This window comes from Serratia marcescens (assembly GCF_001902635.1).
Taxonomy (GTDB): Bacteria; Pseudomonadota; Gammaproteobacteria; order Enterobacterales; family Enterobacteriaceae; genus Serratia; species Serratia marcescens_F.
Genome location: NZ_MJAO01000027.1, coordinates 18,401 through 31,062, shown reverse-complemented (window position 1 = coordinate 31,062; position 12,662 = coordinate 18,401). Strand labels below are relative to the sequence as shown.

13 protein-coding genes are annotated in these 12,662 nt (G+C 55.8%); 6 read left to right on the top strand and 7 right to left on the bottom strand.

Going from position 1 to position 12,662, the window contains the following annotated elements:
- Positions 1-305: 305 nt before the first annotated feature.
- A complete protein-coding gene (gene zinT, locus BHU62_RS21125) occupies positions 306-956 on the bottom strand; it encodes a metal-binding protein ZinT (protein WP_073534408.1) in 651 nt (216 codons plus the stop codon).
- Between the two features lie 300 nt (positions 957-1,256).
- Here zinT and BHU62_RS21120 point away from each other — a divergent pair, with 300 nt between their 5' ends.
- Positions 1,257-2,792 carry a SpoVR family protein gene (locus BHU62_RS21120; RefSeq protein WP_073534407.1) on the top strand — a complete coding sequence of 512 codons (1,536 nt, stop codon included), beginning with the start codon at positions 1,257-1,259 and terminating at the stop codon, positions 2,790-2,792.
- Positions 2,793-2,848: 56 nt separating this feature from the next.
- Here BHU62_RS21120 and fadR read toward each other — a convergent pair whose 3' ends face one another.
- Entirely contained in the window at positions 2,849-3,568 is a 720-nt protein-coding gene (gene fadR, locus BHU62_RS21115; RefSeq protein WP_033643333.1) for a fatty acid metabolism transcriptional regulator FadR, read from the bottom strand.
- Positions 3,569-3,812: 244 nt separating this feature from the next.
- Between fadR and nhaB the strand changes: the two genes are divergently transcribed.
- Both nhaB and dsbB read left to right on the top strand, forming a co-directional pair.
- Positions 3,813-5,378, top strand: a complete 1,566-nt coding sequence (gene nhaB / locus BHU62_RS21110) for a sodium/proton antiporter NhaB (protein WP_073534406.1) — start codon at positions 3,813-3,815, stop codon at positions 5,376-5,378.
- A 121-nt stretch (positions 5,379-5,499) separates the two neighbouring features.
- A complete protein-coding gene (dsbB, locus tag BHU62_RS21105) occupies positions 5,500-6,030 on the top strand; it encodes a disulfide bond formation protein DsbB (RefSeq protein WP_033643335.1) in 531 nt (176 codons plus the stop codon).
- Between the two features lie 672 nt (positions 6,031-6,702).
- On the opposite strand, the gene BHU62_RS21100 is transcribed toward dsbB, so the two are convergent.
- The 4 genes from BHU62_RS21100 to BHU62_RS21085 form a co-directional block, all read right to left on the bottom strand.
- Complete coding sequence (locus tag BHU62_RS21100) at positions 6,703-7,149, bottom strand: YcgN family cysteine cluster protein (RefSeq protein ID WP_004932284.1); 447 nt, start codon at positions 7,147-7,149, stop codon at positions 6,703-6,705.
- A gap of 122 nt (positions 7,150-7,271) precedes the next feature.
- Positions 7,272-7,928, bottom strand: a complete 657-nt coding sequence (locus BHU62_RS21095; protein WP_025159804.1) for a fumarylacetoacetate hydrolase family protein — start codon at positions 7,926-7,928, stop codon at positions 7,272-7,274.
- A 58-nt stretch (positions 7,929-7,986) separates the two neighbouring features.
- The gene (locus tag BHU62_RS21090; protein ID WP_073534405.1) at positions 7,987-9,009 is read right to left on the bottom strand and encodes a lytic transglycosylase domain-containing protein; all 1,023 of its coding nucleotides are present in this window, start codon (positions 9,007-9,009) and stop codon (positions 7,987-7,989) included.
- A 28-nt stretch (positions 9,010-9,037) separates the two neighbouring features.
- On the bottom strand, positions 9,038-9,310 hold the full coding sequence (locus tag BHU62_RS21085) for a YcgL domain-containing protein (protein ID WP_073534404.1): 273 nt from the start codon (positions 9,308-9,310) through the stop codon (positions 9,038-9,040).
- A gap of 136 nt (positions 9,311-9,446) precedes the next feature.
- On the opposite strand from BHU62_RS21085, the gene minC reads away from it, so the two are divergent.
- Genes minC through minE form a run of 3 tightly spaced genes read left to right on the top strand, consistent with a single transcriptional unit; the run spans position 9,447 to position 11,253 of the window.
- Positions 9,447-10,142 (top strand): septum site-determining protein MinC, encoded by a 696-nt coding sequence (minC, locus tag BHU62_RS21080; RefSeq protein ID WP_073534403.1) that lies wholly within the window; start codon positions 9,447-9,449, stop codon positions 10,140-10,142.
- A gap of 25 nt (positions 10,143-10,167) precedes the next feature.
- Complete coding sequence (gene minD / locus BHU62_RS21075; RefSeq protein WP_073534402.1) at positions 10,168-10,980, top strand: septum site-determining protein MinD; 813 nt, start codon at positions 10,168-10,170, stop codon at positions 10,978-10,980.
- 3 nt (positions 10,981-10,983) lie between these two features.
- On the top strand, positions 10,984-11,253 hold the full coding sequence (gene minE / locus BHU62_RS21070) for a cell division topological specificity factor MinE (RefSeq protein WP_004932303.1): 270 nt from the start codon (positions 10,984-10,986) through the stop codon (positions 11,251-11,253).
- A 237-nt stretch (positions 11,254-11,490) separates the two neighbouring features.
- Here minE and rnd read toward each other — a convergent pair whose 3' ends face one another.
- Positions 11,491-12,612, bottom strand: coding sequence for a ribonuclease D (gene rnd / locus BHU62_RS21065; RefSeq protein ID WP_073534401.1), 1,122 nt, complete (start codon positions 12,610-12,612; stop codon positions 11,491-11,493).
- Positions 12,613-12,662 lie beyond the last annotated feature (50 nt).

The window sequence follows — 12,662 nt, the reverse complement described above, 5'->3', positions numbered from 1 at the left end:
CAACAATGATTTAACAGAATATAAAAATAACACTCAACACATAAACAGAACAAAAAACCAATAAAACCAAAAACACCAACACAACAGAAAAAGAGAGGCATTTCTTCCCGCAGCAGAAAAATCGCGTAAAATTTCAGCCGAAGATAACCACATTTTTAGCAATGGAATAAGCGGGCGGTTCAGCGTAGTGCACCCTCCTTATTTAATCGCCGCAGCACGATATGGACGATTACCTGCAAGTCAGACCGTTCGACTACGCACAAGCCCACGCACGTGGGCTTGTGGTTGCGGGGGAACGGCCACCTTTAATGATGCAGCATCTCGTCCACGACGTCTTTGGTCTGCAGCTGGAATGGGTAATAGGTCGGCCAGTTGTCCATCTCTTTCAGCAACGCCTCCTGTGACGTATTGCCCATAAAGATATGGAAATGCGCCGATTTGCGCGGACCGATGATGTGATCGCTGAACTGCACGAATTTCGGCGCCAGGCTGCCGACATCCTGGCATTCGAACAGATAACGCACGCCCTTTTTACCGGAGACATACGTCAGGATCTTATGTCCGGCGTACTTATACTGGCAGGTGCTGGATTGGCCGCCACGGTGAAACGCCATAACGCCGTTCTCAATGCCGATGGTATCCACATCGGTGGCGTAACCTTTGCGGTAATACGCCTTCATTTCTGCAAAGGTCTTGCTCTTATCCTGCGCCGCTTTCTTCTTGAACACCGGGTCAAGATCCCCATTGAGCAGATAAGGATAAACGGATTGCCACACCCCTTCCCAATCGGCCAGGCTGCGGTCTTTAACGTCCTTATCATCAAACACGCCCGCTTCCGCCTTTTTTTCCAGTTCCGTCAGCGGCTTGCCATGCGAATGATGCCCATGAGCAAGCGCCTGTCCGCTCATCAACAACGCCGTCAACGCCACCGCCAGTTTGCCCAAATACCTCGCCACAATATGCTCCTTGTTCGTTATTGAGAAAACGAAAAGTTACAATATAACATAACAATATTCAATCCCAACCGCTCAGCATGCAATGTGTTGCGCGGCCCCGCCGCAGGTCTATACTCGGAGAAGAAGCGCGGCGCTGTACCGCCTACTGCGGGACAAACGTGCGCCAAACTGACCGCAATTCGCTTCCCTGCGTGCCGGTATTTTTATTTAACTGATTTTCAACGGTTAATTATGACTTGAACTATGCTTGTTACAGGGTCGGCCGTTTGAGCAAGGCCCGTGAATAATGAGGGTGCGCTGATGACTACTTCAACACATGAAAAGGTTAAGGATGATAAACGTCTGAGCGATGGACCGGACTGGACGTTCGAACTGCTGCAGGTGTATTTGGAGCAGATCGACCGCGTCGCCAAGCATTACCAGCTCGACACCTATCCCCATCAGATCGAGGTAATCACCTCTGAACAGATGATGGACGCCTATTCGAGCGTCGGCATGCCGATCAACTATACCCATTGGTCGTTCGGCAAGAAATTCATCGAAACCGAGCAGCGTTACAAGCAGGGCCAGCAAGGGCTGGCGTATGAAATCGTCATCAACTCCAATCCCTGCATCGCCTATCTGATGGAAGAGAACACCATCACCATGCAGGCGCTGGTGATGGCGCACGCCTGCTACGGCCACAACTCTTTCTTCAAGAACAACTATCTGTTCCGCAGTTGGACCGACGCCAGTTCCATCGTCGATTATCTGCTGTTTGCCCGCCACTACATCAGCCAGTGCGAAGAACGCTACGGCGTCGATGAAGTGGAACGGCTGCTGGACTCCTGCCATGCGCTGATGAACTACGGCGTCGACAGGTACAAACGGCCGCAGAAAATCTCACTGGTGGAAGAGAAAGCGCGCCAGAAAAGCCGCGAAGAGTATCTGCAAAGCCAGGTGAACACGCTGTGGAAAACCCTGCCGCGCGTCGAGCGTGAAGAGTCGCCGGAACAGGCACGTCGTTATCCGAGCGAACCGCAGGAAAACATCCTCTACTTTATCGAGAAGAATGCGCCGCTGCTGGAACCCTGGCAGCGCGAGGTGTTGCGCATCGTGCGCAAGGTCAGCCAGTATTTCTATCCGCAAAAGCAGACTCAGGTGATGAACGAGGGCTGGGCCACCTTCTGGCATTACACCATCCTCAATCATCTGTACGACGAAGGCCGGGTAACCGAGCGGTTTATGCTGGAGTTTTTGCACAGCCATACCAACGTGGTGTATCAGCCGCCGTACAACAGCCCGTACTACAACGGCATCAACCCCTATGCGCTGGGCTTCGCCATGTTCCAGGACATCAAGCGCATCTGCCAATCGCCGACCGAAGAAGATCGCTACTGGTTCCCGAACATCGCCGGCCAAGACTGGCTGGAAACGTTGCACTTTGCCATGCGCGACTTCAAGGACGAAAGTTTTATCAGCCAGTTCCTGTCGCCCAAGGTAATGCGCGACTTCCGGCTGTTCACCGTACTGGATGACGATCGCAACAACTATTTGGAGATCGCCGCGATCCACAACGAGGCCGGCTACCGGGCGATCCGCCAGGAGCTGTCGGCGCAATATAATCTGAGCAATCACGAGCCGAACATTCAGATCTGGAACGTGGATCTGCGCGGCGACCGTTCGCTGACGCTGCGTTACATCCCGCAGGAACGCGCACCGCTGGACAAGAGCCGCCGTGAGGTGTTGAAGCACCTGCACCGGCTGTGGGGCTTCGACGTGATCCTTGAGCAGCAAAACGAAGACGGTAGCGTGGAGTTGCTCGATCGCTGCCCGCCGCGGCCTACGCCGCTGTAATCACCACAACGACCAAGGGCGCCGAAAGGCGCCCTTGTTGTTTCATCAGCACGCGATTAACGGCGCGCTTCGGTCAGATCGCTCGGCATGGTGCCCTGCATGCTCTGCCAGATGGCCCCGCTGTCTTTACCGTAGTTGCGCACGGTATCCATCACCTGGTCGTACAGTTTCTCATGGCACAGCGTGGACAGCTTGCTGTAGAAGGTCAGCGCCAGCTTGCGCGCTTCCGGGTTGGAGAAGTAATAACGGCCAACGCGGGTATACAGCCCTTTCAAGCCGTTGAAAATCAGGCCGTAGATCGGGTTGCCGGAAGCGAACGCCAGGCCGCGGAAGATTTCATAGTCCAGGACATTGAAAGCATCCGCCTGATCTTCCACCTCGGCGGCTTTCGCCAGCACTTCTTGCGCCTGCTCCGGATGATTGCGCACCGCGGCGCGAATAAAGATAGACGCGATATTGGTCCGCACGGACAGCAGGTTGTCGATCAGCTGCGGCACGCTTTTGTGATCGAGGCGGGCCACGGTCTCAAGGATATTGAGGCCGGACGTTTCCCAGAAATTGTTCACTTTGGTCGGTTTGCCGTGCTGAATGGTCAACCAACCATCGCGGGCAAGACGTTGCAACACTTCACGTAACGTGGTGCGCGTGACGCCAATCAACTCCGAAAGCTCACGCTCCGCGGGCAAAATAGAGCCAGGGGGGAAGCGATTATTCCAAATACTCTCAATAATGTACTCTTCCGCGAAACCGGCAGGACTCTGCGCCTTTATGACCATGTGTTTGACGTTCCGTTGCGACGATAAAATCAGTAATAGTAATCAGCTCATCATACCAGATCGCACCGGCATGACATAGCGTGAGCGAAAAACAATAAACGAAAGTGTGCATAAAGTGGCAAAAAAACGTGCAAGAAAACCGGCCGGAAGAAATTTTCCGCCGCAATGCAAGCTCCGGTTGCGCCCGCCCCCGCCGCGTTGTTAGGGTACGTGCTACGACTGATTTAAGGATGCATAGAGGACAATGGAAACAACCCTGCGCAGCGCCCTGCTCAAAAATTTCCTGGGGCAATCTCCCGACTGGTACAAACTGACCGTTATCATTTTCCTGGCGATCAACCCATTGGTGTTCTTTTTCGCCAGTCCGTTTATCGCGGGTTGGCTACTGGTGATCGAGTTCATCTTTACCCTGGCAATGGCGTTGAAATGCTATCCGCTGTTGCCAGGCGGCCTGCTGGCGCTGGAGGCGGTAGCCATCGGCATGACCAGCCCGGCGCAGGTCTCGCAGGAAATCGAACATAACCTGGAAGTGCTGCTGTTGCTGGTCTTTATGGTGGCCGGCATCTACTTTATGAAACAGCTGCTGCTGTTCGTATTTACCAAACTGCTGCTCAACATTCGCTCAAAAACCTGGCTGTCGCTGGCGTTCTGCCTGGCGGCCGCCTTTCTTTCCGCCTTCCTCGACGCGCTGACGGTCGTGGCGGTGGTGATCAGCGTCGCCACCGGGTTCTACTCCATCTATCACAACGTGACTTCAAATCGCCCCGACGGCGATATCGGCGATGACAGCGATTTCACCGGTGAAGAGCGCAAGCAAACGCTGGAGCAATTCCGCGCCTTCCTGCGCAGCTTGCTGATGCACGCCGGCGTCGGCACCGCACTGGGCGGCGTCATGACCATGGTGGGCGAGCCGCAGAATCTGATCATCGCCAAAAGCGCGGGCTGGGGCTTTATCGATTTCTTCCTGCGCATGGCGCCGGTCACGCTGCCGGTGCTGATTTGCGGCCTGGCGGTTTGCTGGCTGGTGGAGCGTTTTCGCCTGTTCGGCTACGGTACGCAACTGCCGGAAGCGGTGCGTGACGTGTTGAAAGAGTATGACCGCAAGGCCACCGCAAGCCGCAGCAAGCAAGAACGGCTCAAGCTGGTGATGCAGGCGCTGATTGGCGTTTGGCTGGTGCTGGCGCTGGCCTTCCACCTGGCGGAGGTCGGCCTGATCGGCCTGTCGGTGATCATTCTCGCCACCTCACTGTGCGGCGTGAACGACGAACACGCCATCGGCAAGGCGTTCCAGGAAGCGCTGCCGTTCACCGCGCTGCTGACAGTGTTTTTCACCGTTGTGGCAGTAATCATTGAACAACATCTGTTCAGCCCGGTGATCCAGTTTGTGTTGCGCGCCGAACCCGCTTCTCAGCTGACCTTGTTCTACCTGTTCAACGGCCTGCTGTCGTCGGTTTCCGACAACGTGTTCGTCGGCACGGTTTACATCAACGAGGCGCGCGCCGCGTTGGAATCCGGCACCATCGCACTGAAACAGTTCGAATTGCTGGCGGTCGCCATCAATACCGGCACCAACCTGCCTTCGGTCGCTACCCCTAACGGCCAGGCGGCGTTCCTGTTCCTGCTGACGTCGGCGCTGGCACCGCTGGTGCGCCTGTCGTATGGCCGCATGGTGTGGATGGCTCTGCCGTATACGGTGGTGTTGACCGTGGTCGGCCTGCTATGCGTACAGTTTACGCTTGAACCGGCGACCGAGCTGTTGACGCAATGGCATTGGCTGGCGCTGCCGCCCGTCGACGCCATCGGCCATTGACTCGACGCCTGCTGGAGTAAACCGACTATTTTTACGCTGAATCCGGCCCAGGTGGCTGGCAGCGAGGTTGAATTGGTTTACACTGCCGGTTCAATTGCTTACTGCATGGAAGAATCTAGATATGTTGCAATTCTTTAACCGCTGTTCACAAGGACGCGGCGCCTGGTTGCTGATGGCCCTGACAGCGTTGGTGTTGGAACTGGTCGCGCTCTATTTCCAGCACGTTATGCTGCTGCAGCCCTGCGTCATGTGCATCTATGAGCGCTGCGCGCTGTTCGGCATCCTCGGCGCTTCGCTGGTGGGCGCCATCGCGCCGAAAACCCCGCTGCGCTATGTGGCGATTTTGCTGTGGATCTACAGCGCCTGGGAAGGCGTTCAGCTGGCATGGAAGCACACCATGATCCAACTGCACCCTTCACCGTTCAATACCTGTGATTTCTTCGTCAGCTTCCCGTCCTGGCTGCCGCTGGACAAATGGCTACCGGCGGTGTTCCACGCTTCCGGCGACTGTTCCGTGCGCCAATGGCAGTTCCTGACGCTGGAAATGCCACAGTGGCTGGTCGGCATCTTCGGTGCCTATTTGCTGGTGGCGCTGATCGTACTGATCGCCCAGTTTGTCCGCCCACGTCGTCGCGACCTGTTCGGCCGCTGATATGACCGGCAAACAAGAAACGGCGCCTGAAGGCGCCGTTTTTTTATGGCATTGCGGTCAAATTCAGAGGTAACCCCATTTCAGGTATGTGTAAGGAAGTAAACGAGCACGATTAGCGCGCCAGCCACGGCAAAAAGACGGACCATTTTCATTGTTATGCTCTCGAACTTGCGGGAGAGCGGCCAAATTACCCAACTTATCGTTTAAAAAGAAGCATCCCGCCGCGGTCAACCGCGTAATTTACATAACATTAAGTTTCTGAGACGCATACGGATGAAAGCAGGCCATGCAGGCGATTTCCCCTCCGCTCTTCCGACATCGATAAATTACCGTTGCTTATGAACGACGGCGCTTTTGTCACATTCAGAGCATAATATTTTGGTGAAGTTTACCCGTAAAATCCTTATAGTATCGGCAAAGTGAGTACTACCGATTTCCCTGGTGTTGTTGTGTGTCTTGCCCCTCATCTTTGCAGGGGCTTTTTTCCCCCTACTTCCCGTCGTATCGACGTTTCCCCTTTCTCCGGTAACGCTGAACAGCAGTTAACCTTATAAATAGCAGGTTCATTTTTCGTCTGTGCGTTTCTGACAGGAAAAACCGGGCGATGGGGTATGAAACGAAGGTTGTAGACGTGCCGCTCAGGTCAACGGCACGGCGGGAATGGAACGCGTCTCAGCGCGCCCAGTCAGGCTTGTTGAGGATATGGTCCTGCCAATCCACCACTTCACTCTCGCGCACCGCGATATGCCGCACCGTGATGCGCTCACCGTGCATCGCCGCCTTGGAACCGCTGATCAGCGGATGCCAGGGAAACAGCGGCTTGCCTTCACCGATCAAACGATAGGCGCAGGTAGGCGGCAACCAATCGAAGGTGGTGAGGTTCTCGCGCGTCAATTTGATGCAGTCTTCTTCCAGCTCGAAACGCCGCTCGTAGTTGCGGCATTGGCAGGATTTGATGTTGAGCTGGTTGCAGGCTACGTTGGTAAAATAAATCTCGTCGGTATCTTCGTCGATCAGCTTATTCAAACAGCATTGCCCGCACCCGTCGCACAGCGATTCCCACTCTTGTTCTGACATTTCCGCCAGCGTTTTCTGTTGCCAAAAAGCGAGTTGTGACATGTTAGCGTCCGGTTTCGGTAAATGGATAAGTCACCTGCGCACAGGTTCGAGGGGGGACTATATAGACATTTTAGTCGCGAGATGCAAGCTTTGCCGCCGACGATGCCGGCGGCAAGGAGAAATCAGATCACGCGAGTGCTGAGCGTTTTGCCGTTCAGGCTGATTTTCAGCATGTCGCCGGAAGCCATCGGGCCCACGCCCTGCGGCGTGCCGGTCAGGATAATGTCGCCGGCGCGCAGCGTGAAGAAACGGCTCATGTAGCTGATAAGCGGCAGGATCGGCGTGATCATATCGCGCGTATTGCCCTGCTGGCGCAGCTGATCGTTGACGGTCAACGACAGCTCGGCATTTTGCGGATCGCCGAATTCCGCCACCGGGATAAACCCCGACATCGGGCAGGAGCCGTCGAAGGCCTTGGCCTTTTCCCACGGCTGACCGGCCTTTTTAAAGCCAGCCTGCAGATCGCGCAGCGTCAGATCGAGCGCCACGCCGTAACCGGCGATCGCCCGCGCGACACGGTCTTCGTTGGCCTGTTTCAACGGCGTGCCGATCAGCACCGCCAGCTCCACTTCATGGTGCACCGAGCCGAACTCTTTGGGGATGGCCACCGGCTGGCGAATATCGCACAGCGCCGTTTCCGGTTTGATAAACACCACCGGCTCGACGGAAACCGCGCTGCCCATTTCCTTAATGTGATCGGCGTAGTTGCTGCCGACGCAGACCACCTTGTTCACCGGGAAATCGAGCAGCGAACCCTGCCAGTCTCTATGTTGATACATACCACTTCTCCCAAACTGTAGAGGCTTGGCGCGCCAAGCCGGTTATTGGTGTGCCGGATCAATGCCCGATCGCGTCCGCCATCATACCCACGGCAATGGCGAAATAGTAAGACCGATTCCAGTGCATGAGGGTGCGGAAATTATCATAGACCAGGAACGTCCGCCCCTGCAGATCGTCCGGCGCGATGATCCAACCGCGCTGAACGGCGTGCGGCAACGCACTGCCATCCGCACGGCGCACGCCGCGTTGCTGCCATTCATTGACGCTGCGCGCCTGCGCGTCTTTCAGCCCCAGATCGGCCCGATTGAAACCGACGGGCAGTTTGACCTCGCGCCCCCAGCCGATGCCGGGCTGCCAGCCCTCTTTGGACAAGTAGCTGGCCGTAGACGCGAAAACGTCATCAATGTTGTTCCAGATATCGATGCGCCCGTCACCGTCGCCGTCTGCCGCATAGCGCAGGAAGGAGCTCGGCATAAACTGACATTGCCCCATTGCGCCGGCCCAGGAGCCTTTCAGCAGCGCGTCGCCGACATGGCCTTGATCCATGATCTGCAATGCCGCCATCAGCTCCTGGTTGAAAAAGGCCTCGCGGCGCCCTTCGAACGCCAGCGTCGCCAGCGCAGAGACCACGTCCTCTCGCCCCTGAATCTTGCCGTAAGCGCTTTCCATACCCCACAGCGCGATGATATAGCGCCCCGGCACCCGATAACGCTCGCTGGCGCGCCCCCATTGCGCATGGCGCTGCCGGTACAGCTCGCGCCCTTGGCGTACCTTAACAGGCGCCATCACCCGCCGCAGGTAGTCGTCCAGAGTGATCTTCTGCTCCGGCTGATTGCGATCGGCCTTGATCACCCGATCGACGAAATGTATTTGCGCAAAAGCGCGGTCAAGGGTGGCCTGGCTGATGCCCTGATCCTGTGCACGGCGCTTAAGTTGCTCGACATACGCCGGGAACTGCGCCGGATCGCGGCCGCTCGCCGCCAGCGTCGTTTCCGGTGCCGCCTGCGGTGCACCCGGTATCAGCACAGCGCCCAGCGCCAGCCAGGCGGCCCATACGGTTCTTCTCGCCGAACGTATCATCGCGCCTCCCCTGGCCGTGGCCGCCGTCTCAGACCTTGTCGCCCGCCAGATGCTGATTGAGCAGGTTTTCTACCGGCGGCGGGAACTGCAGGTAATACCCTTCGTCTTTCAGCGCCTGCTTCACCTTTTCGATATCTGCCGACGCCAGTTTCTTACGCTCATCAAGCGAAAGCATCATGGCGAATTGCGGCACGCCGAAACTTTTCATCAGTTCTTCTGGCACACGAGAGAAATCGTCTTTTTTTTCGACATAAAGATAAGTTTGATCGCGTTTCGGGCTTCTATAGATCACACAAAGCATTTTTTTAACTCTATTTAATTGAGGGAGCGTCTTGCCTGGATATAACTCTGACTATAACATGCTTATAGTACATCGGAATATCGCACCCCGAGTGGTATTCCGGGGATTTAAAGTTGCTGAGACTGAGTCAGGATAGATGTCACAATCGCCAATTGAGCTAAAAGGCAGCAGTTTTACCCTATCGGTTGTTCATTTGCATAATTCGCAGCCCGAGGTAATACGTCAGGCGTTACAGGAAAAAGTCGAGCAAGCGCCCGCTTTTCTGAAAAATGCCCCTGTTGTTATCAACGTCGCAACGCTGGATGGCGATGCGAACTGGAAAGAACTTCAACAGGCTGTCGCGGCAGCAGGTCTGCGCGTTGTGGGCATCAGCGGTTGCAGAGATGAGCGGCAAAAACGCGCGATAGCCCGTGCTGGGCTGCCGCTGCTGAGCGAAGGCAAGGGCCAGAAAGTGGCGGCGCCGGAGCCAAAGCCTGCACCAGTGGTGGCGGATAACGCCCCCGCCAAAACGCGCATCATCAGCACGCCTGTCCGTTCCGGCCAACAAATTTATGCCCGCAACTGCGATCTTATCGTGACCAACAGCGTCAGCGCCGGCGCCGAATTGATTGCCGACGGCAACATTCACGTCTACGGCATGATGCGCGGCCGCGCACTGGCAGGCGCGTCAGGCGACACGCAATGTCAGATTTTTTGCACCCACCTGGCGGCTGAGCTAGTCTCTATCGCAGGGCAGTACTGGTTGAGCGACCAAATCCCGTCCGATTACGTCGGGCAGGCCGTACGACTCAGCCTGTTGGATAACGCTTTAACCATACAACCTTTAAATTAAGCCCTTTTGACAAGGAATCCATTTCATGGCACGCATTATTGTTGTTACATCGGGTAAAGGGGGCGTTGGCAAGACCACTTCGAGCGCGGCCATTGCTACCGGCCTGGCCCAGAAAGGCAAGAAAACCGTAGTGATCGATTTCGATATCGGCCTGCGTAACCTTGACCTGATCATGGGCTGCGAACGTCGGGTAGTTTATGATTTCGTGAACGTGATTCAGGGCGACGCCACGCTGAATCAGGCGTTGATCAAAGACAAACGCACTGAAAACCTCTATATCCTGCCGGCTTCGCAGACTCGCGACAAAGACGCGTTGACCCGTGAAGGCGTTGAAAAGATTCTCAACGATCTCGGCGAGATGGATTTTGAGTTCGTGGTGTGCGATTCACCGGCCGGCATCGAAACCGGCGCGTTGATGGCGCTGTACTTCGCCGACGAAGCTATCATCACCACCAACCCGGAAGTATCTTCGGTGCGCGACTCCGACCGTATCCTGGGCATTCTCTCTTCCAAATCACGCCGCGCTGAAAAAGGCGAATCGCCGATCAAAGAACACCTGCTGCTGACCCGTTACAACCCGGGCCGCGTCAGCCGTGGCGATATGCTGAGCATGGAAGACGTGCTGGAAATCCTGCGCATTCCGCTGGTGGGTGTGATTCCGGAAGACCAGTCCGTGCTGCGCGCTTCCAACCAGGGTGAACCTGTCATCCTGGATGCCGAGTCAGACGCCGGTAAGGCCTATGACGATACCGTTTGCCGCTTGTTGGGGGAAGAACGCCCATTCCGCTTCATTGAAGAAGAGAAGAAGGGTTTCCTGAAACGCCTTTTTGGGGGATAAACCATGGCCTTATTAGACTTCTTTCTGTCCCGCAAAAAACAGACAGCCAATATAGCCAAGGAACGGCTGCAGATTATCGTCGCAGAGCGTCGTCGCGGGGACAGTGAGCCCCCGTATCTGCCTGATCTGAAACGCGATATTCTGGCGGTTATTTGCAAATACATTCAGATCGATCCTGAAATGCTGCACGTGCAGTTCGAGCAGAAAGGGGACGATATTTCGGTTCTTGAACTTAACGTGACATTACCGGAATCGGAAGAAGCAGCTAAATGATTGCGATGCATTAATTACCCCCTGTATATTTTATGCAGGGGGTAACTGTATGCACATCCAGTTATTAAGCTTTATCGGCAGCAAAAAAGGGATTTCACCCTTTGGGACTATTCCCAATTAACTTTGCCGTCGCCTCGTTTAAAGTAAATTCTGGCCAGATTTACCTTCAGCGCATTATTTCCTACTCAAGTTCACCCGAGCAGAGTTTCCTTACCCTGCCCTGGTGATACTTAGCGATTAATAATCTTTCAGGATTTCCTGCAGCGGCGCCATTAATAAGTCACCGCGCCAACCACTGATTAATTCCGGGCGATTCTCGCCATCCTTCAGTTTCCAATGCCAACTCAGCAGTTGGTTAATTTGACGACGGGACGCCAACAGCTCGCTGCTCAACCCGCTCTGCTCGCTGACCGTGGCGATCGCCGCCTTGATGTCCTTGAACACCTTCTTGTAACCTGGCTGATCGATCAGGTTGGCCAACGGCGCCGGCAACTCGGATTCATCCAGGGCTTCGGCCTCCGCCACCAGCGCCAGCAGCGTTTTACCGTGATAGCGGATCTCCGGCCCGCTCAGCCCCAGCGAGTCCAGCTCCCCCAGTGAAGACGGCATGTAACGCGCCACCTGCCAGAGGTTTTCCTCTCGCACCACGAAATTCACCGCCAGATCGCGCTCACGCGCCTGTCGCAGCCGCCATTCAGCCAGCTTCTGCAAACACCCCAGCTGGCGCGGACGCAGCTGCCAGGCGTTGCTGATTTCGCGATAGGCCACTTCCGGCGCCAGCGCCTCGCTGCGGCGTTGACACAACAGCACGCACTCATTGTTGGCCGCTGCGGTCCAGCCGGCCTCTTCGGTCTCCTGCACCAGCTGTTTAGCCATCGGCAGCAGGTAGAACACGTCGGCGGCCGCGTACACGCACTGCCTTTCGGTCAGCGGGCGCGCCAACCAGTCGGTGCGCGACTCGCTCTTATCCAGTTCAACCTTCATGTACTCCGCCACCAGCGTAGCGAAGCCGCAGGAAAGCGGCCGACCGGTAAAGGCCGCCAGGATCTGGGTATCGACCATCGGCGTCGGCAGCGTTTTAAAGGCGTTGAGAAACACTTCAAGATCTTCACTGCCGGCATGCAGGAACTTCACCACCGCGGTATCGGCCAGCAGGTCGATGAACGGCTGCCACTGTTTGATCGGCAAAGGATCGATAAGGGAGAGTTGTTCACCGTCGTAGAGCTGGATCAGACCCAGCTGCGGATAGTAGGTGCGCGTTCTGACAAATTCGGTGTCCAGCGCAATCTGGGCATGCTTTCTCGCCTGCTCGCAGACCTGCTGCAATCCGGCATCGGTAGTGATCAACTGATAATTCAAAACATCATTCTCTTGTAGGATTCAAACACAACAACGCCGGCATTCACCGG